21 protein-coding genes, 1 tRNA gene and 1 pseudogene are annotated in these 21,630 nt (G+C 63.9%); 20 read left to right on the plus strand and 3 right to left on the minus strand.

Annotation, left to right across the window (positions count from 1 at the left end):
• The 3 genes and pseudogenes from B3E91_RS15155 to B3E91_RS15165 all read left to right on the plus strand — a co-directional run.
• Window positions 1-194, plus strand: a pseudogene (locus tag B3E91_RS15155) (sodium-dependent transporter); the annotation flags it as partial.
• 11 nt (window positions 195-205) lie between these two features.
• Window positions 206-640 (plus strand): type II toxin-antitoxin system RatA family toxin, encoded by a 435-nt coding sequence (locus B3E91_RS15160; protein ID WP_273234703.1) that lies wholly within the window; start codon window positions 206-208, stop codon window positions 638-640.
• Window positions 641-644: 4 nt separating this feature from the next.
• On the plus strand, window positions 645-953 hold the full coding sequence (locus tag B3E91_RS15165) for an RnfH family protein (RefSeq protein ID WP_287030230.1): 309 nt from the start codon (window positions 645-647) through the stop codon (window positions 951-953).
• 39 nt (window positions 954-992) lie between these two features.
• On the opposite strand, the gene B3E91_RS15170 is transcribed toward B3E91_RS15165, so the two are convergent.
• On the minus strand, window positions 993-1,514 hold the full coding sequence (locus B3E91_RS15170; protein WP_287030232.1) for an outer membrane protein assembly factor BamE: 522 nt from the start codon (window positions 1,512-1,514) through the stop codon (window positions 993-995).
• A 97-nt stretch (window positions 1,515-1,611) separates the two neighbouring features.
• On the opposite strand from B3E91_RS15170, the gene fur reads away from it, so the two are divergent.
• A complete protein-coding gene (gene fur, locus B3E91_RS15175) occupies window positions 1,612-2,019 on the plus strand; it encodes a ferric iron uptake transcriptional regulator (RefSeq protein WP_090223643.1) in 408 nt (135 codons plus the stop codon).
• Between the two features lie 69 nt (window positions 2,020-2,088).
• Here the strand turns inward: fur and recN are convergent, their stop codons facing one another.
• Window positions 2,089-3,762 (minus strand): DNA repair protein RecN, encoded by a 1,674-nt coding sequence (recN, locus tag B3E91_RS15180; RefSeq protein WP_287030238.1) that lies wholly within the window; start codon window positions 3,760-3,762, stop codon window positions 2,089-2,091.
• 124 nt (window positions 3,763-3,886) lie between these two features.
• Between recN and grpE the strand changes: the two genes are divergently transcribed.
• From grpE to B3E91_RS15225, 9 genes are all read left to right on the plus strand, one after another.
• Complete coding sequence (gene grpE, locus B3E91_RS15185; protein ID WP_090223640.1) at window positions 3,887-4,522, plus strand: nucleotide exchange factor GrpE; 636 nt, start codon at window positions 3,887-3,889, stop codon at window positions 4,520-4,522.
• A gap of 96 nt (window positions 4,523-4,618) precedes the next feature.
• Window positions 4,619-6,532 (plus strand): molecular chaperone DnaK, encoded by a 1,914-nt coding sequence (dnaK, locus tag B3E91_RS15190; RefSeq protein ID WP_287030245.1) that lies wholly within the window; start codon window positions 4,619-4,621, stop codon window positions 6,530-6,532.
• 147 nt (window positions 6,533-6,679) lie between these two features.
• Window positions 6,680-7,804 carry a molecular chaperone DnaJ gene (dnaJ, locus tag B3E91_RS15195; RefSeq protein WP_090223637.1) on the plus strand — a complete coding sequence of 375 codons (1,125 nt, stop codon included), beginning with the start codon at window positions 6,680-6,682 and terminating at the stop codon, window positions 7,802-7,804.
• 61 nt (window positions 7,805-7,865) lie between these two features.
• The gene (gene dapB / locus B3E91_RS15200; protein ID WP_090223635.1) at window positions 7,866-8,672 is read left to right on the plus strand and encodes a 4-hydroxy-tetrahydrodipicolinate reductase; all 807 of its coding nucleotides are present in this window, start codon (window positions 7,866-7,868) and stop codon (window positions 8,670-8,672) included.
• A 234-nt stretch (window positions 8,673-8,906) separates the two neighbouring features.
• Complete coding sequence (gene carA / locus B3E91_RS15205) at window positions 8,907-10,049, plus strand: glutamine-hydrolyzing carbamoyl-phosphate synthase small subunit (protein ID WP_287030248.1); 1,143 nt, start codon at window positions 8,907-8,909, stop codon at window positions 10,047-10,049.
• Between the two features lie 13 nt (window positions 10,050-10,062).
• Complete coding sequence (leuE, locus tag B3E91_RS15210; protein WP_273235108.1) at window positions 10,063-10,716, plus strand: leucine efflux protein LeuE; 654 nt, start codon at window positions 10,063-10,065, stop codon at window positions 10,714-10,716.
• Window positions 10,717-10,737: 21 nt separating this feature from the next.
• On the plus strand, window positions 10,738-13,959 hold the full coding sequence (gene carB, locus B3E91_RS15215) for a carbamoyl-phosphate synthase large subunit (protein WP_090223632.1): 3,222 nt from the start codon (window positions 10,738-10,740) through the stop codon (window positions 13,957-13,959).
• The gene (greA, locus tag B3E91_RS15220; RefSeq protein WP_090223630.1) at window positions 13,956-14,432 is read left to right on the plus strand and encodes a transcription elongation factor GreA; all 477 of its coding nucleotides are present in this window, start codon (window positions 13,956-13,958) and stop codon (window positions 14,430-14,432) included. The genes carB and greA overlap by 4 nt, the downstream gene beginning before the upstream one ends.
• Window positions 14,433-14,439: 7 nt before the next feature.
• Window positions 14,440-14,841: a DUF4149 domain-containing protein gene (locus tag B3E91_RS15225; RefSeq protein WP_414708273.1), complete on the plus strand. Its 402-nt coding sequence runs from the start codon at window positions 14,440-14,442 to the stop codon at window positions 14,839-14,841.
• An 18-nt stretch (window positions 14,842-14,859) separates the two neighbouring features.
• Here B3E91_RS15225 and yhbY read toward each other — a convergent pair whose 3' ends face one another.
• Window positions 14,860-15,171, minus strand: a complete 312-nt coding sequence (gene yhbY / locus B3E91_RS15230) for a ribosome assembly RNA-binding protein YhbY (RefSeq protein ID WP_090223626.1) — start codon at window positions 15,169-15,171, stop codon at window positions 14,860-14,862.
• Window positions 15,172-15,272: 101 nt separating this feature from the next.
• Between yhbY and rlmE the strand changes: the two genes are divergently transcribed.
• The 7 genes from rlmE to B3E91_RS15265 all read left to right on the plus strand — a co-directional run bounded on the left by rlmE (window position 15,273) and on the right by B3E91_RS15265 (window position 21,496).
• Window positions 15,273-15,896 carry a 23S rRNA (uridine(2552)-2'-O)-methyltransferase RlmE gene (gene rlmE, locus B3E91_RS15235; protein WP_090223625.1) on the plus strand — a complete coding sequence of 208 codons (624 nt, stop codon included), beginning with the start codon at window positions 15,273-15,275 and terminating at the stop codon, window positions 15,894-15,896.
• Between the two features lie 162 nt (window positions 15,897-16,058).
• Window positions 16,059-17,975 (plus strand): ATP-dependent zinc metalloprotease FtsH, encoded by a 1,917-nt coding sequence (ftsH, locus tag B3E91_RS15240; RefSeq protein ID WP_273234255.1) that lies wholly within the window; start codon window positions 16,059-16,061, stop codon window positions 17,973-17,975.
• Window positions 17,976-17,982: 7 nt separating this feature from the next.
• Window positions 17,983-18,834, plus strand: a complete 852-nt coding sequence (folP, locus tag B3E91_RS15245; RefSeq protein WP_287030256.1) for a dihydropteroate synthase — start codon at window positions 17,983-17,985, stop codon at window positions 18,832-18,834.
• A 15-nt stretch (window positions 18,835-18,849) separates the two neighbouring features.
• A complete protein-coding gene (gene glmM, locus B3E91_RS15250) occupies window positions 18,850-20,187 on the plus strand; it encodes a phosphoglucosamine mutase (RefSeq protein ID WP_287030258.1) in 1,338 nt (445 codons plus the stop codon).
• Window positions 20,188-20,251: 64 nt separating this feature from the next.
• Window positions 20,252-21,007: a triose-phosphate isomerase gene (gene tpiA, locus B3E91_RS15255; RefSeq protein ID WP_090223617.1), complete on the plus strand. Its 756-nt coding sequence runs from the start codon at window positions 20,252-20,254 to the stop codon at window positions 21,005-21,007.
• 4 nt (window positions 21,008-21,011) lie between these two features.
• Window positions 21,012-21,398: a preprotein translocase subunit SecG gene (secG, locus tag B3E91_RS15260; protein ID WP_273234262.1), complete on the plus strand. Its 387-nt coding sequence runs from the start codon at window positions 21,012-21,014 to the stop codon at window positions 21,396-21,398.
• Window positions 21,399-21,410: 12 nt separating this feature from the next.
• A tRNA-Leu gene (locus tag B3E91_RS15265) sits at window positions 21,411-21,496 on the plus strand.
• Window positions 21,497-21,630: the final 134 nt, after the last annotated feature.

Genomic DNA, 21,630 nt, shown 5'->3' on the forward strand with positions numbered 1-21,630 from the left:
TCACCTCGCGGATCATGTTGCCGCTCGGTGGGCTGTGTTTCGTGGTCTTCGCCGGCTGGATCATGGGGCGCGATGCGGTGCGCGACGAGTTGGCGATGCGCAGCCCGCGGCTGTTCGCGCTGGCGTTCCTCCTCATGCGATATGTGGCACCATTCGGCATTCTGGTCGTCTTCACCGCCCAGTTGTGGAACTGAACAGGTAGAAAATGAGTACCCATATTCAACGTTCGGCCTTGCTGCCGTACCCGGCCCAGGCGCTCTACGACCTGGTCAACGACGTGGCGCGCTACCCGGAGTTCCTGCCCTGGTGCTCCGCCAGCGCGGTGCTGGATGCCGACACCACCTCCATGCGCGCCAGCCTCAGCGTGGCCAAGGCCGGGCTCAGCCAGCAGTTCATCACGCGCAACACGCTGACGCCCGGGCAGACCATCGTGATGGACCTGGAGGAGGGGCCGTTCAGCCAGTTGCACGGGGTCTGGCAGTTCAAGGCGCTGACCGACAAGGCCTGCAAGATCAGCCTCGACCTGACCTTCGATTACGCCGGTCCGCTGGTCAAGGCGACGCTCGGCCCGCTGTTCAACCAGGCGGCGAATACGCTTGTCGATGCGTTCTGCCAGCGCGCCAAGCAGCTCTACGGCTGACCCTATGATTCGCGTCGAAGTGGTCTACGCGGAGGCGGGCCGGCAGGTGTTGCTGACGCGCGAGGTGCCGCCGGGAAGCGACGCTCGATCGGTGGTAGTCGCCAGTGGCATGGACGCGGAATTTCCCCGGCTGGACCTGCATGGCAGCCCGCTGGGGATCTTCGGCAAGGTGCTGGCCGATCCGCAGCGACGCGTGCTGGAGGACGGCGACCGGGTTGAAATCTACCGGGCGCTGGTCGCCGACCCCAAGGAAGTGCGCAAGCAGCGCGCGGAAAAGGCCCGTCTACGCGAGCGGGGCGAATCCCAGGCATGAAAAAGCCCGGCGAACCGGGCTTTTTTCTGCACGTCTGATTTACTGCGGCGAGGTTTCCAGCGGCGTGGGCGTCGGCACCGGCACCGACTTGACGTCGTCGACATCGCGCTGGATCTGCTCGAGCAGCGAGCCGGGTGCCGGCCTCTCTTCGCTCTTCTGCGGTTGCTGGCTCGGCGCTTGCGGCTGGGTGCTGCCATCGGTGCCGAGGATCGCTTCGTCGCGGCTGACGCCCGGCATGAAGTCGCCGTTCAGGCCGACCAGCAGGTCGTTCTGGTCGAAGGTCAGGCTGACGCGCTCCTGCAGGCGCTGACGGCCGCCCGGCTGGATGCTGTACAGATAATCCCAGCGATTGGTGTGGAAGGTGTCGGTGAGCAGCGGGTTGCCCATGATAAACCGCACCTGGCGACGGGTCATTCCAGGCTTCAACTGGTCTATCATGTCCTGAGTTACGACATTGCCCTGCTGGATGTCGATCTTGTAAACGCCGGGGAACGAGCAGCCGGCGAGAGCCAACAGCCCCACTAGGCTAAAGCTGGTAATCAGGAGCTTGGTGTTTTGCATCGGTGGGTTACTTCCACTATCTTGGCTGGGCCACGAAAACCCCGATCATACTTGCATTGGAAGGTGCTGCGAAGCAGCAGCCACGAGAAAGCTGACCATGGTTGAAAATAACGAACTTCGCAAAGTTGGCCTGAAGGTAACCCTTCCGCGGGTCAAGATTCTGCAGATGCTGGACTCGACCGATCAGCGTCACATGAGCGCTGAAGACGTCTACAAGGCATTGATGGAGGCGGGCGAGGACGTCGGCCTGGCTACCGTCTATCGCGTGCTCACCCAGTTCGAGGCGGCCGGTCTGGTCACTCGGCACAACTTCGACGGCGGCCACGCCGTGTTCGAACTGGCGGACAGCGGTCACCACGATCACATGGTCTGCGTGGATACCGGGGAAGTCATCGAATTCATGGATGCCGAGATCGAGCGGCGGCAGAAGGAAATCGTGCTCGAGCACGGTTTCGAGCTGGTCGATCACAACCTGGTGCTCTACGTGCGCACCAACAAGAAGTGATCGATCCGTTGTGAAAAAAAGGCGACCTGAGGGTCGCCTTTTTCATGTCGGCGTCATCGTTCCTGATGCTCAGCCGTTCGCGGTTTCGACCATTTTCCGCGCGTGGGCCAGGGATTCCTCCGTGAGGTCGACGCCGCCGAGCATCCGCGCGATCTCTTCCACGCGACCCGGCGCATCCAGTTTGGCCACCGCGGTGCGGGTTTCGTCGCTGCCGCGCGCCTTGTGCACGAAGAGATGCTGATGGCCCTGGGCGGCGACCTGCGGCAGGTGGGTCACCGTGAGCACCTGGCCTCGCTCGCCGAGGCGGCGCAGCAGCTGACCGACCACTTCCGCGGTCGGCCCGCCGATACCCACGTCCACTTCGTCGAACACCAGCGTCGGGACCCTCGAGGTCTGTGCGGTGATCACCTGCACCGCTAGGCTGATTCGTGACAGCTCGCCGCCGGATGCCACCTTGGCCAGACCCTTGAGCGGCTGGCCGGGGTTGGCGCTGACCAGGAACTCGACCTGCTCCAGCCCTGTGGGATGCGGGTCCGTCGCGGCGATTTCGCGCAGTTCGATGGCGAAGCGTCCGCCGGGCATGCCCAGGCGTTGCATCTCGACTTCGACCGCGCTGGCCAGGCGTGGCGCGCCTTCGTTGCGCAGGCCGCTGAGTTCGGTGGCTTTCTCCTGGTAGTGACGCGCGTAGGAGGCCAGCTCCTGAGCCAGCCGCTCCAGGGCTTCGTCGTCGGCATTGAGGGTTTCCAGTTCGTCGAGCAGGCGTTGCTGCAGCGCCGCGAGTTCCGCCGGCTGCACCCGATGCTTGCGGGCCAGGGTGTAGATCGCGTCGAGGCGTTCCTCGAGCGTCTGCAGGCGTGCCGGGTCGGCGTCGAAATGATCGAGGAAGCGATTCAGTTCGCCGACGGCTTCCTCGACCTGGATCTGCGCGCTGGACAACAGTTCGGCGGCCTCGTTGAGCGCGCCGGGCTGGCTGGAGCGGTTGCCCAGGCGCTGCAGGCTGGCGGTTAGAGCGGAGAGCACGTTGCCGGAGTCGCTCTCGGCGCAGAGTTCGATGACGTGGCGGCAGGCGCCGAGGAGGCTTTCGGCGTTGGTCAGGCTCTTGTGTTCCTGTTCCAGTTCCTCCAGCTCGTGTTCGCCGAGGGCGAGGTTTTCCAGCTCTTCCATCTGATAGCTGAGCAACTGGTGGCGGGCGCGCTGTTCGTCGCCACTGCTGGAGATGCGCTCGAGCTCCTGGTGGGTCTGGCGCCAGCGCTGGGCGGCGAGCTGGACCTGGCGTGCCAGCTCGCTGGCACCGACGAATTCGTCGAGCAGGCGGCGGTGGGTGTCGGCCTTCAGCAGCGACTGATGCTCGTGCTGGCTGTGGATGTCGATCAGCAGCTCGCCGAGGCTTTTCAGGTCGGCCTGCGGGCAGGGCGCACCGTTGATGTAAGCGCGCGAACGGCCTTCGGCGGTAATCACCCGGCGCAGGATGCACGGGCCATCGTTGTCCAGGTCGCGCTCGGCGAGCCAGGCGCGCGCCTCGGGGATGTCGCCGAGGTCGAAGCTGGCGAGGATGTCCGCCTTGTCGGCGCCCGGCCTGACGGCGCCACTGTCGGCACGGTCGCCGAGGGTCAGGCCGAGAGCGTCGAGCATGATCGACTTGCCGGCGCCGGTTTCGCCGGTAATCACGCTCATGCCGCGGTCCAGCTCGAGATCGAGGTGTTCGACGATGGCGTAGTTATGAACGGACAGGTGCACCAGCATGATGAATACTCCCGACGTGATGGCTGGGTATTTATACAGTGGTTGTGTGGCGCCTGACAATCCGTTCCGTCGGTTGGGCGGATTGTTGGCCGGGATGCCGGGTCGGCGCCCTTGAAGCGGGCGAATGCGGCCCCATATAGGCGGACAGAAGCGCCCGGCACGACCGGCGACCGATCAAGAGGAGGAATGCATGGCTGACGAACATAACCTGGACCCCCAATCCCCGGACACGGGCGCGGACGCGCCGGTAGAGTCTTCGGAGGACCTGGGCGCCCGCGTGCAGGCGCTCGAAGAACAACTGGCGGCGGCGCAGGACCAGTCCCTGCGTGTCGCTGCCGATCTGCAGAACGTGCGCCGCCGCGCCGAGCAGGACGTGGAGAAGGCGCACAAGTTCGCGCTGGAGAAATTCGCCAGCGACCTGCTGCCGGTCGTCGACAGCCTCGAACGAGGCCTGGAGCTGTCCAGCCCCGACGACGAGTCGATCAAGGCCGTGCGTGAAGGCATGGAGCTGACCCTCAAGCTGTTCCACGACACCCTCAAGCGCTATCAGCTGGAGGCGGTCGATCCGCACGGCGCGCCGTTCAACCCCGAACACCACCAGGCGATGGCCATGGAAGAAAGCACCCATGCCGAGCCGGGCAGCGTGCTCAAGGTGTTCCAGAAGGGTTACCTGCTCAACGGGCGCCTGCTGCGCCCGGCGATGGTGGTGGTCAGCAAGGCGCCAAGCGAAGCGCCGCCTTCGATCAACGAGAAGGCTTGAAATCGGCCGGCTGGCCCCCATCTGTTTAGTCAAGCGAATAGAGCTACCGCGACCCGCTGCGGGGCGCGCTAAAACCAAGTTTCGGAGAGAGAAGACATGGGCAAAATCATCGGTATCGACCTGGGGACCACCAACTCCTGCGTCGCAATTCTGGAAAACGGCAACGTCAAGGTCATCGAGAACGCCGAGGGTGCGCGCACCACGCCGTCGATCATCGCCTACACCAACGACGGCGAGACGCTGGTTGGCCAGTCGGCCAAGCGCCAGGCGGTGACCAATCCGCAAAACACCCTGTACGCGGTGAAGCGCCTGATCGGCCGTCGCTTCGAAGAAGACGTCGTGCAGAAAGACATCCAGATGGTGCCGTACAAGATCGCCAAGGCGGACAACGGTGACGCCTGGGTCGAAGTGAAGGGCCAGAAGATGGCGCCGCCGCAGATTTCCGCGGAAGTGCTGAAGAAAATGAAGAAGACCGCCGAAGACTACCTCGGCGAGCCGGTCACCGAAGCGGTGATCACCGTTCCGGCCTACTTCAACGACAGCCAGCGCCAGGCCACCAAGGACGCCGGCCGCATCGCCGGCCTCGACGTCAAGCGCATCATCAACGAGCCGACCGCGGCGGCGCTGGCCTATGGCATGGACAAGGCCAAGGGCGACCACACCGTAATCGTCTATGACCTGGGCGGCGGTACCTTCGACGTGTCGGTGATTGAGATCGCCGAAGTCGACGGCGAGCACCAGTTCGAAGTGCTGGCCACCAACGGCGACACCTTCCTCGGTGGCGAGGATTTCGACATCCGCCTGATCGACTACCTCGTCGACGAGTTCAAGAAAGAAACCGGGATGAACCTGAAGGGCGATCCGCTGGCCATGCAGCGCCTGAAAGAGGCTGCCGAGAAGGCCAAGATCGAGTTGTCGTCGAGCTCCCAGACCGACGTCAACCTGCCGTACATCACCGCCGATTCGACCGGTCCGAAGCACCTCAACGTGAAGATCTCCCGTGCCAAGCTGGAGTCGCTGGTCGAGGACCTGGTCGAGCGCACCATCGAGCCGTGCCGTCTGGCGCTGAAGGACGCCGGCATTGACGTGGGCAGCATCGACGACGTGATCCTGGTCGGCGGCCAGACCCGCATGCCGCTGGTGCAGAAGCGCGTGGCCGATTTCTTCGGCAAGGAAGCGCGCAAGGACGTCAACCCGGACGAAGCCGTGGCCATGGGTGCCGCCATTCAGGGCGCCGTGCTGGCCGGCGACGTCAAGGACGTGCTGCTGCTCGACGTTTCGCCGCTGACCCTGGGTATCGAGACCATGGGCGGCGTGATGACGGCCCTGATCGAGAAGAACACCACCATCCCGACCAAGAAGTCGCAGGTGTTCTCGACTGCCGACGACAACCAGAGCGCCGTGACCATTCACGTGCTGCAGGGCGAGCGCAAGCAGGCCGCGCAGAACAAGTCTCTCGGCAAGTTCGACCTGGCCGAGATTCCGCCGGCTCCGCGTGGCGTGCCGCAGATCGAGGTGACCTTCGACATCGACGCCAACGGCATCCTGCACGTGGGCGCGAAGGACAAGGCCACCGGCAAGACCCAGTCGATCGTGATCAAGGCCAACTCCGGCCTGTCCGATGACGAGATCGAGAAGATGGTCCGCGACGCCGAGGCGAATGCCGAGGAAGACCGCAAGTTCGAAGAGCTGGCCGGTGCACGCAACCAGGGCGACCAACTGGCGCATGCCACTCGCAAGATGATCGTCGAGGCGGGCGACAAGGTCAGCGCCGACGAGAAAGCCAGCATCGAGAAAGCCATCGGCGACCTCGAAGTGGCGGTGAAAGGCGACGACAAGGCGGAAATCGAAGCGAAGATGACCGCACTGTCCCAGGCCTCCGCTCCGCTGGCGCAGAAAATGTATGCCGAGCAGCCGCAGGCCGGTGAGCCTGCCCAGGACGGGGCCGAGGCGAAGAGCGGCGACGACGTGGTTGACGCCGAGTTCGAAGAGGTCAAGGACAACAAGTAAGCATCGCTTGCTTCGGCTCCACGGCGCGGGGTTCTAGCCTCGCGCGTCCAGACACGCCGCGCGGGAGCTTGCTCCCGCGTTGGCGTATCTGGTGGAGCGACAAGTCTGTTGCGCCAATGAACAGGCTGCTGGAGGAATTTAAGGGTTATGGCTAAACGAGATTATTACGAGATTCTGGGTGTCGAGCGCGGTGTCGGCGAAGCCGAGTTGAAGAAGGCCTACCGGCGTCTGGCGATGAAGCACCACCCCGACCGCAACCCGGACGATAAGGCGGCGGAAGAGAAGTTCAAGGAGGCCAGCGAGGCCTACGAAGTGCTTTCCGATGCCAGCAAGCGCGCGGCCTACGACCAGTACGGCCATGCCGGGGTCGACCCGCAGATGGGCGGTGGTGGCGGTTTCGGCAACAACGCCAGCTTCTCCGACATTTTCGGTGACGTGTTCAGCGACTTCTTCGGCGGTGCCCGCGGCGGTTCGCGCGGTGGCCCGGCGCGGGGCAACGACCTGCGCTACACCCTCGAGCTGGACCTGGAAGAAGCGGTGCGCGGCACCACGGTGACCATCCGCGTGCCGACGCTGGTCAACTGCAAGGTCTGCGAAGGCAGCGGCGCGAAGAAGGGCTCGACGCCAGTCGGTTGCCCGACCTGCGGCGGCATCGGCCAGGTGCGCATGCAGCAGGGCTTCTTCTCCGTGCAGCAGACCTGCCCGCGCTGCCATGGCGCCGGCAAGATCATTCCCGACCCGTGCGAGGCCTGCCATGGGCAGGGGCGCGTAGAGGAACACAAGACGCTGTCGGTCAAGGTGCCGCCGGGCGTGGATACCGGCGACCGCATTCGTTTGTCGGGCGAAGGCGAGGCCGGCGCGATGGGCGGTCCCGCGGGCGACCTCTACGTGGTGGTCAACGTGCGCGAGCACCCGATCTTCCAGCGTGACGGCAAGCACCTCTATTGCGAGGTGCCGATCAGCTTCGCCGACGCGGCGCTGGGCGGCGAACTGGAAGTGCCGACCCTGGATGGTCGCGTGAAGCTGAAGATTCCGGAAAGCACCCAGACCGGCAAGCTGTTCCGGCTGCGCGGCAAGGGCGTGGCGCCGGTTCGCGGTGGCGGTGCCGGCGACCTGATGTGCAAGGTGCAGGTGGAAACCCCGGTGAACCTGAGCAAGCGCCAGCGCGAGCTGCTCGAAGAGTTCCGCGGCAGCCTGCAGAGCGACAGCTCGCACTCGCCCAAGGCCAGTGGCTGGTTCGAAGGCATGAAGCGTTTCTTCGGCGACCTGTAAATCCTCGCGTCGGGTCGTGGTGTGAACGCCGCGGGCCGACGCGCTCAGCTGGAGCTGATGTATGCGACGTATTGCAGTAATGGGCGCCGCCGGGCGCATGGGCAAGATCCTCATCGAGGCGGTGCAGCAGACCGCGGGCGCCGCCGGGCTGACCGCGGCGGTGGATCGCCCGGACAGCACCCTGGTCGGCGCCGACGCCGGTGAGCTGGCCGGAATCGGCCGCATCGGCGTGCCGCTGTCCGGCGACCTGAGCCGGGTAGTCGACGAGTTCGACGTGCTGATCGACTTCACTCACCCCTCGGTGACGCTGAAGAACCTGGAAATTTGCCGGCGTGCCGGCAAGGCTATGGTCATCGGCACCACCGGGCTGAGCCAGGAAGAGAAGCAGCAACTGGTCGCCGCGGCGAAAGACGTTCCGCTGGTGTTCGCCGCCAACTTCAGCGTCGGCGTGAACCTCTGCCTGAAGCTGCTCGACACCGCCGCGCGGGTGCTGGGCGACGAGGTGGACATCGAGATCGTCGAGGCGCACCACCGGCACAAGGTCGATGCGCCTTCGGGCACCGCCTTGCGCATGGGTGAAGTGGTCGCAGAGGCGCTTGGTCGCGATCTGCGCGAAGTGGCGGTGTACGGGCGTGAAGGGCAGACCGGCGCACGCGACCGGCAGACCATCGGTTTCGCCACGGTGCGCGCGGGCGACATCGTCGGCGACCACACCGTGCTGTTCGCGGCGGACGGGGAACGCGTCGAGATCACCCACAAGGCGTCCAGCCGGATGACCTTCGCCAAGGGGGCGGTGCGTGCGGCGCTGTGGCTCGAAGGGCGTGAAGCGGGGCTTTATGACATGCAGGATGTTCTCGGCCTGGCCTGAGTGGCGTCTACGCCCTGGCTCGGCAGGCACCGCGTTTTTCGCCCTGGCCTGGAGCTCTTCCCGGGTTTCGGCTGGACCGGGAAAGGCTTTTTCTGTAAGCTGCCCGCTTTAGTGTGCCCACTAAAAGTTACGCAGATGGCTATTAACAAAAAGCGGGATGACCTTCACACGTCATCCCGCTTTTTTACAACCTGCGTTTTGCTCCAGCCCTGATCTACCGGAGGTCTTCTGACTATGCCTGCCCCTAAACCTGCCATTCTGGCCCTTGCCGACGGCAGCATTTTTCGCGGCGAATCCATTGGCGCCAACGGGCAAACCGTCGGCGAAGTGGTGTTCAACACCGCCATGACCGGCTATCAGGAAATCCTCACCGATCCATCCTACGCCCAGCAGATCGTCACCCTGACCTATCCGCACATCGGCAACACCGGCACCACGCCGCAGGACGCCGAATCGGGCCAGGTCTGGGCCGCCGGTCTGGTGATCCGCGACCTGCCGCTGCTGGCCAGCAACTGGCGCAACAAGCAGTCGCTGCCCGAATACCTCGAAGCCAACGGCACCGTCGCGATCGCCGGTATCGATACCCGCCGCCTGACCCGCATCCTGCGTGAGAAAGGCGCACAGAACGGCTGCATCCTCGCCGGCGAAGACGCCACCGAAGAGCGCGCGCTCGAGCTGGCACGCAGCTTTCCTGGCCTCAAGGGCATGGACCTGGCGAAGGAAGTGTCGGTCAAGCAGCGTTACGAGTGGCGTTCCAGCGTGTGGAGCCTGGGCACCGACGATCATGCCGAGATTCCCTCCGGCGAGTTGCCTTACCACGTGGTCGCCTATGATTTCGGGGTGAAGACCAACATCCTGCGCATGCTGGTGGCGCGTGGCTGCCGGATCACCGTGCTGCCGGCGCAAACGCCCGCCAGCGAAGCCCTGGCGCTGAACCCGGACGGCGTGTTCCTGGCCAATGGCCCGGGCGATCCGGAGCCGTGCGATTACGCGATCTCGGCCATCCAGGAAGTCCTGCAGACCGAGATCCCGGTGTTCGGCATCTGCCTGGGTCACCAACTGCTGGCGCTGGCCTCCGGCGCGAAGACCGTGAAGATGCCCAACGGCCACCACGGCGCCAACCATCCGGTGCAGGATCTGAAGACCGGCGTGGTGATGATCACCAGCCAGAACCACGGTTTCGCGGTGGACGAGGCGAGCCTGCCGGCCAACGTGCGGGCGACCCACAAGTCGCTGTTCGACGGCACCCTGCAGGGCATCGAGCGTACCGACAAGGTCGCCTTCAGCTTCCAGGGTCACCCGGAAGCGAGCCCCGGCCCGCATGACGTGGCGCCGCTGTTCGACCGTTTCATCGCGGCCATGGCCGAGCGCCGCTGAGATAGACGAGATGCTGCCAAGCCTGGGAATCACCGACCTCTGGACCTACGTGCTGGGTGCGTTGTTCGTCATCCTGCTGCCGGGGCCGAACTCGCTGTTCGTGCTCGCCACCTCGGCGCAGCATGGCGTGGCGCGCGGCTACCGGGCGGCCAGTGCGGTGTTCCTCGGTGACGCGATCCTGATGCTGCTCTCGGCCCTGGGCATCGCTTCGTTGCTGAAAACGATGCCGATGCTGTTCGTGGTGCTCAAGTACCTGGGCGCGGCCTACCTGTTCTATCTCGGTATCGGCATGCTGCGCGGCGCCTGGCGCAAGCTGCATGCGCCGGAAGTGCCGTCGCAGGCGCTGGAGAGCCATGACCCGGTGAGCAACCCGTTCGGTCGTGCGCTGTTCCTCAGCCTGTCCAACCCGAAGGCGATCCTGTTTTTCATCTCCTTCTTCATCCAGTTCGTCGACCCGGCCTATGCCTATCCCGGTCTGTCGTTCCTGGTGCTGGGAACCATCCTCGAAGCGATCAGCTTCCTGTACCTGAGTTTCCTGATTTTTTGCGGTGTGCGTCTGGCCGAGTGGTTCCGCCAGCGCCAACGCCTGTCTGCCGGGGCCACCTCCGGCGTGGGCGCCATGTTCGTCGGTTTCGGCATCAAGCTGGCCGGCGCAACCCTGACCTGATTTGTAGAGCACGAGAGTCCCATGCCCAAGCGTACAGACATCAAAAGCATCCTGATCCTCGGCGCCGGCCCCATCGTCATCGGCCAGGCCTGCGAGTTCGACTACTCCGGCGCGCAGGCGTGCAAGGCGCTTAAGGAAGAGGGTTTCCGCGTCATCCTGGTGAACTCCAATCCGGCCACCATCATGACCGACCCGGCCATGGCCGACGCCACCTACATCGAGCCGATCAAGTGGGCCACCGTGGCCAAGATCATCGAGAAGGAGCGCCCCGACGCGCTGCTGCCGACCATGGGCGGGCAGACCGCGCTGAACTGCGCGCTCGACCTGGAAAAGCACGGCGTCCTGGAGAAGTTCGGCGTCGAGATGATCGGTGCCAACGCCGACACCATCGACAAGGCCGAAGACCGCTCGCGCTTCGACAAGGCGATGAAGGACATCGGCCTGGCCTGCCCAGTTTCCGGCATCGCCCACAACATGGAAGAAGCCTACGGCGTCCTCGACAAGGTCGGCTTCCCGTGCATCATCCGGCCGTCTTTCACCATGGGCGGCACCGGCGGCGGCATCGCCTACAACCGCGAGGAGTTCGAGGAAATATGCGCCCGCGGCCTCGACCTGTCGCCGACTTCCGAACTGCTGATCGACGAATCGCTGATCGGCTGGAAGGAGTACGAGATGGAGGTGGTCCGCGACAAGAAGGACAACTGCATCATCGTCTGCTCCATTGAGAACTTCGACCCGATGGGCGTGCACACCGGCGACTCGATCACCGTGGCGCCGGCGCAGACCCTGACCGACAAGGAATACCAGATCCTGCGTAACGCATCGCTTGCGGTGCTGCGCGAGATCGGCGTGGAAACCGGCGGCTCCAACGTGCAGTTCGGCATCTGCCCGGACACCGGCCGCATGGTCGTCATCGAGATGAACCCGCGCGTGTCGCGCTCCTCGGCGCTGGCTTCCAAGGCCACCGGCTTCCCGATCGCCAAGATCGCCGCCAAGCTGGCCGTCGGCTACACCCTCGACGAACTGCAGAACGACATCACTGGCGGTCGCACCCCGGCGTCGTTCGAGCCGGCCATCGACTACGTCGTCACCAAGATCCCGCGTTTCGCCTTCGAGAAATTCCCCAAGGCCGACGCCCGCCTGACCACCCAGATGAAGTCCGTCGGTGAAGTGATGGCCATCGGCCGCACCTTCCAGGAATCCATGCACAAGGCGCTGCGCGGCCTCGAGGTCGGCGCCGCCGGCTTCGATCCGAAGCTCGACCTGAGCAACCCGGAAGCCGACAGCATCCTCAAGCGCGAGCTGACCGTGCCCAGCGCCGACCGCGTCTGGTACCTCGCCGATGCCTTCCGCGCCGGCTACTCGATGGAGAAGATCTTCGGCCTGACCAAGATCGATCCCTGGTTCCTCGTGCAGATCGAGGACCTGGTCAAGGAGGAGGAGAAGGTCAAGACCCTCGGCCTTTCCAGCATCGACTACGAACTGATGCGCCGGCTCAAGCGCAAGGGCTTCTCCGACGCCCGCCTGGCCAAGCTGCTCGGTGTTACCGAGAAGAACCTGCGCAGCCACCGTCACAAGCTGAAGGTGCTGCCGGTGTACAAGCGCGTCGATACCTGCGCCGCCGAGTTCGCCACCGATACCGCCTACCTCTACTCGACCTACGAGGAAGAGTGCGAGGCCAATCCGTCGACCCGCGACAAGATCATGGTGATCGGCGGCGGTCCGAACCGTATCGGCCAGGGCATCGAGTTCGACTACTGCTGCGTGCACGCGGCGCTGGCGATGCGTGAAGACGGCTACGAGACCATCATGGTCAACTGCAACCCGGAAACCGTCTCCACCGACTACGACACCTCGGACCGCCTGTACTTCGAGCCGGTGACCCTGGAAGACGTGCTGGAAATCGTCCGCGTCGAGCAGCCGAAAGGCGTGATCGTGCAGTATGGCGGGCAGACTCCGCTGAAGATCTGCCGCGCGCTGGAAGAAGCCGGCGTGCCGATCATCGGCACCAGCCCGGACGCCATCGACCGCGCCGAAGACCGCGAGCGCTTCCAGCAGATGGTCGAGCGCCTGAACCTGCGTCAGCCGCCGAACGCCACCGCGCGCAGCGAAGACGAGGCGATCGCCGCGTCCAAGCGCATCGGTTATCCGCTGGTGGTCCGTCCGTCCTACGTGCTGGGCGGCCGCGCGATGGAGATCGTCTACGAAGAGGACGAACTCAAGCGCTACATGCGTGAGGCGGTGCAGGTGTCCAACGACAGCCCGGTGCTGCTCGACCACTTCCTCAACTGCGCCATCGAGGTCGACATCGACGCGGTGTGCGACGGTGAAGACGTGGTGATCGGCGCGATCATGCAGCACATCGAACAGGCTGGCGTTCACTCCGGCGACTCGGCGTGCTCGCTCCCACCGTATTCGCTGCCGATGGCGATCCAGGACGAGATCCGCAGCCAGGTCAAGAAGATGGCGCTGGAGCTGGGCGTGATCGGCCTGATGAACGTGCAGATGGCCGTCCAGGGCGAAGACATCTATGTGCTCGAGGTGAACCCGCGTGCCTCGCGCACCGTGCCGTTCGTGTCCAAGTGCATCGGCACCTCGCTGGCGAAGATCGCCGCGCGGGTCATGGCTGGCAAGTCGCTCAAGGAAATCGGCTTCACCACGGAAATCATCCCGCCGTTCTTCAGCGTCAAGGAAGCCGTGTTCCCCTTCGCCAAGTTCCCCGGCGTGGACCCGATCCTCGGCCCCGAGATGAAATCCACTGGTGAAGTGATGGGCGTCGGCGACAACTTCGCCGAGGCCTTCGCCAAGGCCCAACTGGGCGCCAGCGAAATCCTGCCGAACGCCGGCTGCGCCTTCATCAGCGTGCGCGACGACGACAAACCGTTCGTCGAGCAGGTTGCCCGCGACCTGGTCGGCCTCGGCTTCGAAGTGGTCGCCACCGCCGGCACGGCGCGTATCATCGAGGCTGCCGGCCTGCCGGTGCGGCGCGTCAACAAGGTGACCGAGGGCCGTCCTCATGTGGTCGACATGATCAAGAACGACGAAGTCACCCTGATCATCAACACCACCGAGGGTCGCCAATCCATCGCCGACTCCTACTCCATCCGTCGTAACGCTCTGCAGCACAAGATCTGCATCACCACCACCATCGCCGGTGGCCAGGCGATCTGTGAAGCGCTCAAATTCGGTCCGGAAAAGACCGTGCGCCGTCTGCAGGACCTTCACGCAGGAATCAACGCATGACCAAGTACCCCATGACCGTGCAGGGCGCCCGCGCCCTGGAAGAAGAACTCGCCCACCTGACCAAGGTCGTCCGTCCGAAGCTGAGCCAGGACATCGGCACCGCTCGCGAGCTGGGTGACCTCAAGGAAAACGCCGAGTACCACGCCGCCCGCGAGCAGCAGGGGATGGTCGAGGCGCGTATCCGTGACATCGAAGGCCGCCTGCAGAACTCGGTGGTGATCGATGTGACGACCATCGAGCACACCGGCAAGGTGATCTTCGGCAGCACCGTGGAGATCGCCAATGTCGAGACTGACGAGAGCGTCACCTACCAGATCGTCGGCGAGGACGAGGCCGACGTGAAGCAGGGCAAGCTGTCGGTCAGTTCACCGATCGCCCGTGCGCTGATCGGCAAGCTGGAAGGCGACGCCGTGGGCGTGAAGACGCCCAGCGGTCTGGTCGAGTACGAGATCGTCGAGGTTCGCCATATCTGACCTGCGCCTGCGGGCCGGCGCCGCCGCCTGGCGGTTGGCGCAGACCTTCTGGGTCGGCGGCCTGTGGCTGCTGCACTTCGTGATGGTGCCCGCGCTGCAGCGAATCGGCCTGGCGCCCTTGCTGGTCGAGGAAGTTGGCGCCGGATTGCGTGCACTGCTGGTAGCCTTCGCGGCGTTCTGCGTGGTGCTGCAGGGCTTGATCCTGGCGCAGGCCGAGGGTTTCCCGAGCCTGTGGCAACAAGCGCGCGGTCGGCTGCTGCTGGGTCTCCTGCTGATCTCGGCTACCTACCCGCTGCTGCGCGCAGGCTTGCCCGGCGCCGAGTTCGCCCCGCGCTTCGTCTACCTGCTGTTGGGTTTTTGCGGTGCGCTGCTGGTGTTGCAGCCGGTGCCGGGCCAGCCGCGGAGCTGAAGGCTCCGCCTGGCGGTGTCAGGCCTGGTGGCGGTGCAGGTTGGAGAGGTTCTTGTTCGGCTGCGGGTTCTTGCGATAGATGAGCGCCATCTTGCCGATCATCTGCACCAGCTGGGCCCGGCCGCTCTTGCACACCGCTTCGATCAGGGCGATACGCTCTTCGCGTTCGGTGATGCGGAACTGCACCTTGATCAGCTCGTGATCGTTCAGCGCGCGGTCGAGCTCGGCGGCGACGCCTTCGCTGAGGCCGTTCTCGGCGACGATCAATACCGGTTTCAGGTGGTGGCCGATAGATTTGTATTGCTTCTTCTGCTCTTGAGTGAGCGCCATAATCCGACCCCTGTTCGATTCGTTTTGCAAAAAAGTGGCGTAGTTTACCCGAGCGATTCGGGCCGCGCTCAGCCAATCACATTCGTTACCCGAGGTGCCTCGTGGCCCGTTCCAAGACTAGCCCTCGTTGGCTGAAAGAACATTTCGACGACCCCTATGTGAAGATGGCGCAGAAGGACGGCTACCGTTCGCGCGCCAGCTACAAGCTGCTGGAAATCCAGGAGAAGGACCGCATCCTGCGGCCCGGCATCACCGTCGTCGACCTCGGCGCGGCGCCGGGAGGCTGGTCGCAGGTCACCAGCCGGGTCATTGGCGACCGTGGCCGGTTGATCGCCTCCGACATCCTGGAGATGGACAGCATCCCCGACGTGACCTTCATTCAGGGTGACTTCACCGACGATGCGGTGTTCGCCCGTATCCTCGAGGCCATTGGCGAAAACCCGGTGGACCTTGTGATTTCCGACATGGCCCCCAATATGAGTGGAGTGAGGGCTTCTGATCAGCCGCGCGCCATGTATCTGTGCGAGCTGGCACTGGATCTCGCCGGCCGGGTGTTGCGTCCGGGGGGCGATTTCCTGATCAAGATTTTCCAGGGCGAAGGTTTCGATCTTTACCACAAGCAAGTCCGCGAGCAGTTCGACAAGGTGCAGATGCGCAAGCCGCTGTCCTCCCGCGATCGCTCCCGTGAGCAGTACCTGCTGGCCCGCGGTTTCCGCGGAGAGTGATTGCACTAAAGCGCTTTTCTGGCAGTCTCAACGATATAAAGGGTTACAGACACCTCCCGCCCGGGGTGGGGTTGTATAGTAAGTTAGGCGGGTTACCAACCAGCCGTCATGCGGGTACGAGGTCGAATTGGCCTGCTCCAGAGGGTTAGAGAATTGAACGACATGGCAAAGAATCTGATTCTGTGGTTGATCATCGCGGCCGTCCTGGTGACCGTGATGAACAACTTCTCCAGCCCCACCGAGCCGCAGACGCTGAACTACTCGGACTTCATCGGGCAGGTCAAGGACGGCAAGGTCGAGCGCGTCACCGTGGATGGCTACGTCATCACCGGCAAGCGTGCCGACGGCGACACCTTCAAGACCATCCGCCCGGCGATCCAGGACGGTGGTCTGATCGGTGACCTGATCGACAACAACGTGGTCATCGAAGGCAAGCAGCCCGAGCAGCAGAGCATCTGGACTCAACTGCTGGTGGCGAGCTTCCCGATCCTGGTGATCATCGCGGTGTTCATGTTCTTCATGCGCCAGATGCAGGGCGGCGCCGGCGGCAAGGGTGGGCCGATGAGCTTCGGCAAGTCCAAGGCGCGCCTGCTCTCCGAGGACCAGGTGAAAACCACCTTCGCCGACGTCGCCGGTTGCGACGAGGCCAAGGAGGAGGTCAGCGAGCTGGTCGAGTTCCTGCGCGATCCGGGCAAATTCCAGCGCCTGGGCGGGCGTATTCCGCGCGGCGTGCTGATGGTCGGCTCGCCGGGTACCGGCAAGACGCTGCTGGCCAAGGCCGTGGCCGGTGAGGCCAAGGTGCCGTTCTTCACCATTTCCGGTTCCGATTTCGTCGAGATGTTCGTCGGCGTGGGTGCGTCCCGCGTTCGTGACATGTTCGACCAGGCGAAGAAACACGCACCCTGCATCATCTTCATCGACGAGATCGACGCCGTCGGCCGCCATCGTGGCGCTGGCATGGGCGGCGGTCACGACGAGCGCGAGCAGACCCTCAACCAGTTGCTGGTGGAGATGGACGGCTTCGAGATGAACGACGGCATCATCGTCATCGCGGCGACCAACCGTCCCGACGTGCTCGACCCCGCGCTGCTGCGTCCGGGCCGTTTCGACCGCCAGGTGGTGGTCGGCCTGCCGGACATCCGTGGCCGCGAGCAGATCCTCAACGTGCACATGCGCAAGGTGCCGATGGGCGAGAACGTCAAGGCCGCGGTCATCGCGCGCGGTACGCCGGGCTTCTCCGGCGCCGACCTGGCCAACCTGGTCAACGAAGCGTCGCTGTTCGCCGCGCGCTCCGGCAAGCGTGTCGTCGACATGAAGGAATTCGAGCTGGCCAAAGACAAGATCATGATGGGCGCCGAGCGCAAGACTATGGTCATGTCGGACAAGGAAAAGCTCAATACGGCCTATCACGAAGCCGGCCATGCCATCGTAGGGCGTCTGGTTCCCGAGCATGATCCGGTCTACAAGGTCTCGATCATCCCGCGTGGCCGCGCTCTGGGCGTGACCATGTTCCTCCCCGAGGAAGACCGCTACAGCCTGTCCAAGCGTGCGCTGATCGGCCAGATCTGCTCGCTGTTCGGCGGCCGTATCGCCGAAGAGATGACGCTGGGCTTCGACGGCGTCACCACCGGTGCCTCGAACGACATCATGCGCGCTACCCAGTTGGCGAAGAACATGGTCACCAAGTGGGGTCTGTCCGAGAAGCTTGGCCCGCTGATGTATGCCGAGGACGAGAACGAGGGTTACCTCGGTCGTGGCGGCAGCAGCCAGAACGCCAGCATGTCCGCGGATACCGCCAAGCTTATCGATCTGGAAATCCGCAGCATCATCGACAACTGCTACGGCACCGCCAAGCAGCTTCTGGTGGAGAACCGCGACAAGCTCGATCGCATGGCCGAAGCGCTGATGAAGTACGAAACCATCGATGCCGACCAGATCGACGACATCATGGCCGGTCGTATACCGCGCGAGCCGCGTGACTGGCAGGACGGTACGGGCGGCGCCTCGGGTCCGACCGTGACGCGCCCAGAGGGTGATCGCCCGGAAACCCCGATCGGTGGTCCGGCCGGCGAACACTAAGGCAGTCATGATCGTTCAGCAAAACCAGACCCGGTTGCCTTGCGGCAACCGGGTTCTTGATTTAAGCCGCCCGCATGTCATGGGCATTCTCAACGTTACCCCCGATTCCTTTTCCGATGGCGGCCGCTTCAATGCGCTCGACGATGCGTTACGGCACGCCGAAGCCATGGTCGCGGCAGGGGCGAAGTTGATCGATGTCGGCGGCGAGTCGACCCGTCCGGGCGCCGCCGTCGTATCCGTGGACGAAGAGCTCGAGCGCGTCATTCCGGTCGTCCAGGCGATCGCGGCCGAACTCGACGTGATCATCTCGGTGGATACCTCCACTCCCCAGGTGATGCGCGAAAGCGCCCGGCAGGGTGCGGGCCTGATCAACGATGTGCGTTCGCTGAGTCGAGAGGGCGCCCTGCAGGCGGCTGCTGAGAGCGGTCTGGCGGTGTGCCTGATGCACATGCGTGGCGAGCCGGCGACCATGCAGGACCGTCCGGCTTATGGGGACGTCGTCGAAGAGGTCTGTGACTATCTGGGGGCGCGCGTCGCGCTGTGCGAGGCCGCGGGAATCGGCCGTGAAAGGCTGCTCCTCGATCCGGGATTCGGCTTTGCCAAGAACCTGGCGCATAATTTGAGCCTGTTCAAGCACCTCGACGCCGTGTTGCGCTTCGGCCTGCCGCTGCTGGTGGGCGTCTCGCGCAAGAGCATGATCGGCCAGGCGCTTGGATGTGGCGTCGAAGGCCGCCTGTATGGTGGCCTAGCCCTTGCGGCCCTCGCGGTAGCCAAGGGCGCGCATATCCTGCGGGTGCATGACGTGGCCGAGACGGTCGATGTGGTTCGAATGATCGCCGCGGTGGAAGCGGCGGAATGAATTGATGGAGCGGTTATGAGCAGAAAGTATTTCGGCACCGACGGTATTCGTGGACTGGTCGGGCAATTTCCCATTACGCCGGACTTCATGCTCAAGCTCGGCTGGGCCGCTGGAATGGCGTTTCGTCGCCAGGGCGCCTGCCGGATTCTGGTGGGCAAGGACACGCGCATCTCCGGGTACATGTTCGAATCCGCGCTGGAGGCCGGCTTGTCCGCGGCCGGTGCCGATGTGTTGCTGCTCGGGCCCATGCCGACACCCGCGATTGCCTACCTGACCCGCACCTTCCACGCCGAGGCGGGTATCGTCATCAGCGCCTCGCACAATCCGCACTACGACAACGGCATCAAGTTCTTCTCCGGCCACGGCACCAAGCTGCCCGACGAGGTAGAACTGATGATCGAGGAGCTGCTCGATACGCCGATGGTGGTGGTGGATTCCGCTAAGCTGGGCAAGGTCTCGCGGATCAACGACGCCGCCGGACGCTACATCGAGTTCTGCAAGAGCAGTGTGCCGACCAGTACCGATTTCGCCGGGCTGAAGATCGTCGTCGACTGCGCCCACGGGGCGACCTACAAGGTGGCGCCGAACGTGTTCCGCGAGTTGGGTGCCGAGGTCAGCGTTCTTGCAGCCCAGCCCAATGGTCTGAACATCAACGACCAGTGCGGTTCGACCCATGTGGAGTCGTTGCAGGCGGCCGTCATCGAGCAGCACGCGGACATCGGCATCGCCTTCGATGGCGACGGCGATCGCGTGCTGATGGTCGATCACACCGGCGCCATCGTCGACGGTGACGAGCTGCTCTACGTGATCGCTCGCGATCTGCACGAGCAGGGTCGGTTGCAGGGTGGTGTAGTCGGCACCCTGATGAGCAACCTGGGGCTCGAGCTTGCGTTCAAGGAGCTCGATATTCCGTTCGTCCGCGCCAAGGTGGGCGACCGGTACGTGATGAGCGAGCTGCTGTCGCGTGGCTGGCAGCTGGGTGGCGAGAATTCCGGGCACATCGTGTGCTGCCAGTACACCACCACCGGCGACGCGATCATCGCCGCACTGCAGGTGCTGATGGCGCTCAAGCGTCGCGGGCAGACGCTGGCCGAAGCGCGCCAGGCACTGCGCAAGTGCCCGCAGGTTCTGGTCAACGTGCGTTTTTCCGGCGATCTGGATCCGGTCCAGCACCCGGCTGTCCAGGACGCCTGCGAGCGTGTTCAGGAGCGCATGGCGGGGCGCGGCCGCGTGCTGTTGCGCAAGTCGGGCACCGAGCCGCTGGTGCGGGTGATGGTCGAAGGTGACGATGAAGCCCAGGTGCGCGGCTACGCCGATGAGTTGGCGAAGGTCGTGACAGAGGTATGTGCTTGATTCGCTTGCCAGTCCGCAAGCTCTTGGTTAACATCTGCGCCCACTTTGATCGACGAGGTTGAGCATGCGTCGCCCGATGGTTGCTGGTAACTGGAAAATGCACGGTACCCGCGCCAGCGCTGATGCGCTCGCCCAAGGTGTTCGCCAACTGGCGATACCGGATTCGGTCGAAGTCGCCGTACTGCCGCCTTTTCTCCATGTAGAGCGCGTGCTCGAGGTTCTCGCCGATTCGCCCATAGCGGTCGGTGCGCAAAACTGCGCGAAAGAGCCTTGGCAAGGTGCGCTGACGGGAGAAGTTTCCGCGGCTCAGTTGGCTGATGCAGGTTGCAAGCTGGTGTTGATCGGGCATTCCGAGCGCCGCCAGCTGTTCGGCGAGAGTGACGAGTTGCTCAGTCGCAAGTTCATCGCGGCGCAGTCGCATGGGTTGGTGCCCATCCTCTGTGTTGGCGAGACGCTGGAGCAGCGTCAGGCGGGGCGGACGCTCGAAGTGGTGTCCGAGCAATTGGGTAGCATCATCCATGAATTAGGCATCGGTGCCTTCTTCAATGCGGTGATCGCCTATGAGCCGGTCTGGGCCATCGGTACCGGACTGACTGCGACGCCGGCCCAGGCGCAAGCGGTCCACGCGGCGATTCGCGCGCAGTTGGCGGGCGAGAGCGCCGAAGTGGCGCAGGGTATGAGGATTCTTTACGGCGGCAGCGTCAAGGCCACCAATGCCGCCGAGCTGTTTGGCATGGCGGATATCGATGGGGGGCTGATTGGTGGTGCCTCCTTGAATGCGGATGAATTCGGTGCGATCTGTCGCGCCGCGGGATGCTGATGAAATGCTGCAAACTGTCGTAATCGTTGTTCATCTGCTGGGGGCTCTTAGCGTTATCGCTCTGGTGCTTCTGCAGCAGGGAAAAGGTGCGGATGCGGGTGCCTCTTTTGGTTCCGGCGCTTCCGCAACCGTATTTGGCGGCCAAGGTTCCTCTACCTTTCTGAGTCGAGTTACTGCTATACTGGCCACCGTTTTTTTCTTGACTAGCTTGGGCTTAGGTTACTTTGCTAAGGAAAAGGCTGAGGCGCTGACTAACGTCGGCCTGCCTGATCCGGCGGTCATGGAAGTGCAGAAGAAAGAATCGGCAGCAAGTGATGTGCCGGTGCTCGAAGAGCAAAAGCCAGCGGCCAACGATGGCGCTGACGTACCTCAGGCTCCAGAGCAGAAGTAAAAGGCAAGTTTTGCCGAGGTGGTGGAATTGGTAGACACGCTACCTTGAGGTGGTAGTGGCCATAGGCTGTAGGGGTTCGAGTCCCCTCCTCGGTACCAATACTCAGCAAAGCCCGCAATAGCGGGCTTTGCTGTCAGCGGAGGTTCGGTTGACCTGAAAGGGTAAATAACCGTATACTTTCGCCCCAGCTTTGTCGCGGGGTGGAGCAGTTTGGTAGCTCGTCGGGCTCATA

It is taken from the genome of Pseudomonas sp. UBA6310 (assembly GCF_002438225.1).
In the GTDB taxonomy this organism is placed as follows: Bacteria; Pseudomonadota; Gammaproteobacteria; order Pseudomonadales; family Pseudomonadaceae; genus Pseudomonas_O; species Pseudomonas_O kuykendallii.

Coding starts and splice junctions, on each gene's coding strand:
- B3E91_RS15160 (WP_273234703.1), top strand. CDS start 206: ATGAGTACCCATATTCAACGTTCGGCCTTGCTGCCGTACCCGGCCCAG.
- B3E91_RS15165 (WP_287030230.1), top strand. CDS start 645: ATGATTCGCGTCGAAGTGGTCTACGCGGAGGCGGGCCGGCAGGTGTTG.
- B3E91_RS15170 (WP_287030232.1), bottom strand. CDS start 1,514: ATGCAAAACACCAAGCTCCTGATTACCAGCTTTAGCCTAGTGGGGCTG.
- fur (WP_090223643.1), top strand. CDS start 1,612: ATGGTTGAAAATAACGAACTTCGCAAAGTTGGCCTGAAGGTAACCCTT.
- recN (WP_287030238.1), bottom strand. CDS start 3,762: ATGCTGGTGCACCTGTCCGTTCATAACTACGCCATCGTCGAACACCTC.
- grpE (WP_090223640.1), top strand. CDS start 3,887: ATGCGGCCCCATATAGGCGGACAGAAGCGCCCGGCACGACCGGCGACC.
- dnaK (WP_287030245.1), top strand. CDS start 4,619: ATGGGCAAAATCATCGGTATCGACCTGGGGACCACCAACTCCTGCGTC.
- dnaJ (WP_090223637.1), top strand. CDS start 6,680: ATGGCTAAACGAGATTATTACGAGATTCTGGGTGTCGAGCGCGGTGTC.
- dapB (WP_090223635.1), top strand. CDS start 7,866: ATGCGACGTATTGCAGTAATGGGCGCCGCCGGGCGCATGGGCAAGATC.
- carA (WP_287030248.1), top strand. CDS start 8,907: ATGCCTGCCCCTAAACCTGCCATTCTGGCCCTTGCCGACGGCAGCATT.
- carB (WP_090223632.1), top strand. CDS start 10,738: ATGCCCAAGCGTACAGACATCAAAAGCATCCTGATCCTCGGCGCCGGC.
- greA (WP_090223630.1), top strand. CDS start 13,956: ATGACCAAGTACCCCATGACCGTGCAGGGCGCCCGCGCCCTGGAAGAA.
- yhbY (WP_090223626.1), bottom strand. CDS start 15,171: ATGGCGCTCACTCAAGAGCAGAAGAAGCAATACAAATCTATCGGCCAC.
- ftsH (WP_273234255.1), top strand. CDS start 16,059: ATGGCAAAGAATCTGATTCTGTGGTTGATCATCGCGGCCGTCCTGGTG.
- folP (WP_287030256.1), top strand. CDS start 17,983: ATGATCGTTCAGCAAAACCAGACCCGGTTGCCTTGCGGCAACCGGGTT.
- glmM (WP_287030258.1), top strand. CDS start 18,850: ATGAGCAGAAAGTATTTCGGCACCGACGGTATTCGTGGACTGGTCGGG.
- tpiA (WP_090223617.1), top strand. CDS start 20,252: ATGCGTCGCCCGATGGTTGCTGGTAACTGGAAAATGCACGGTACCCGC.
- secG (WP_273234262.1), top strand. CDS start 21,012: ATGCTGCAAACTGTCGTAATCGTTGTTCATCTGCTGGGGGCTCTTAGC.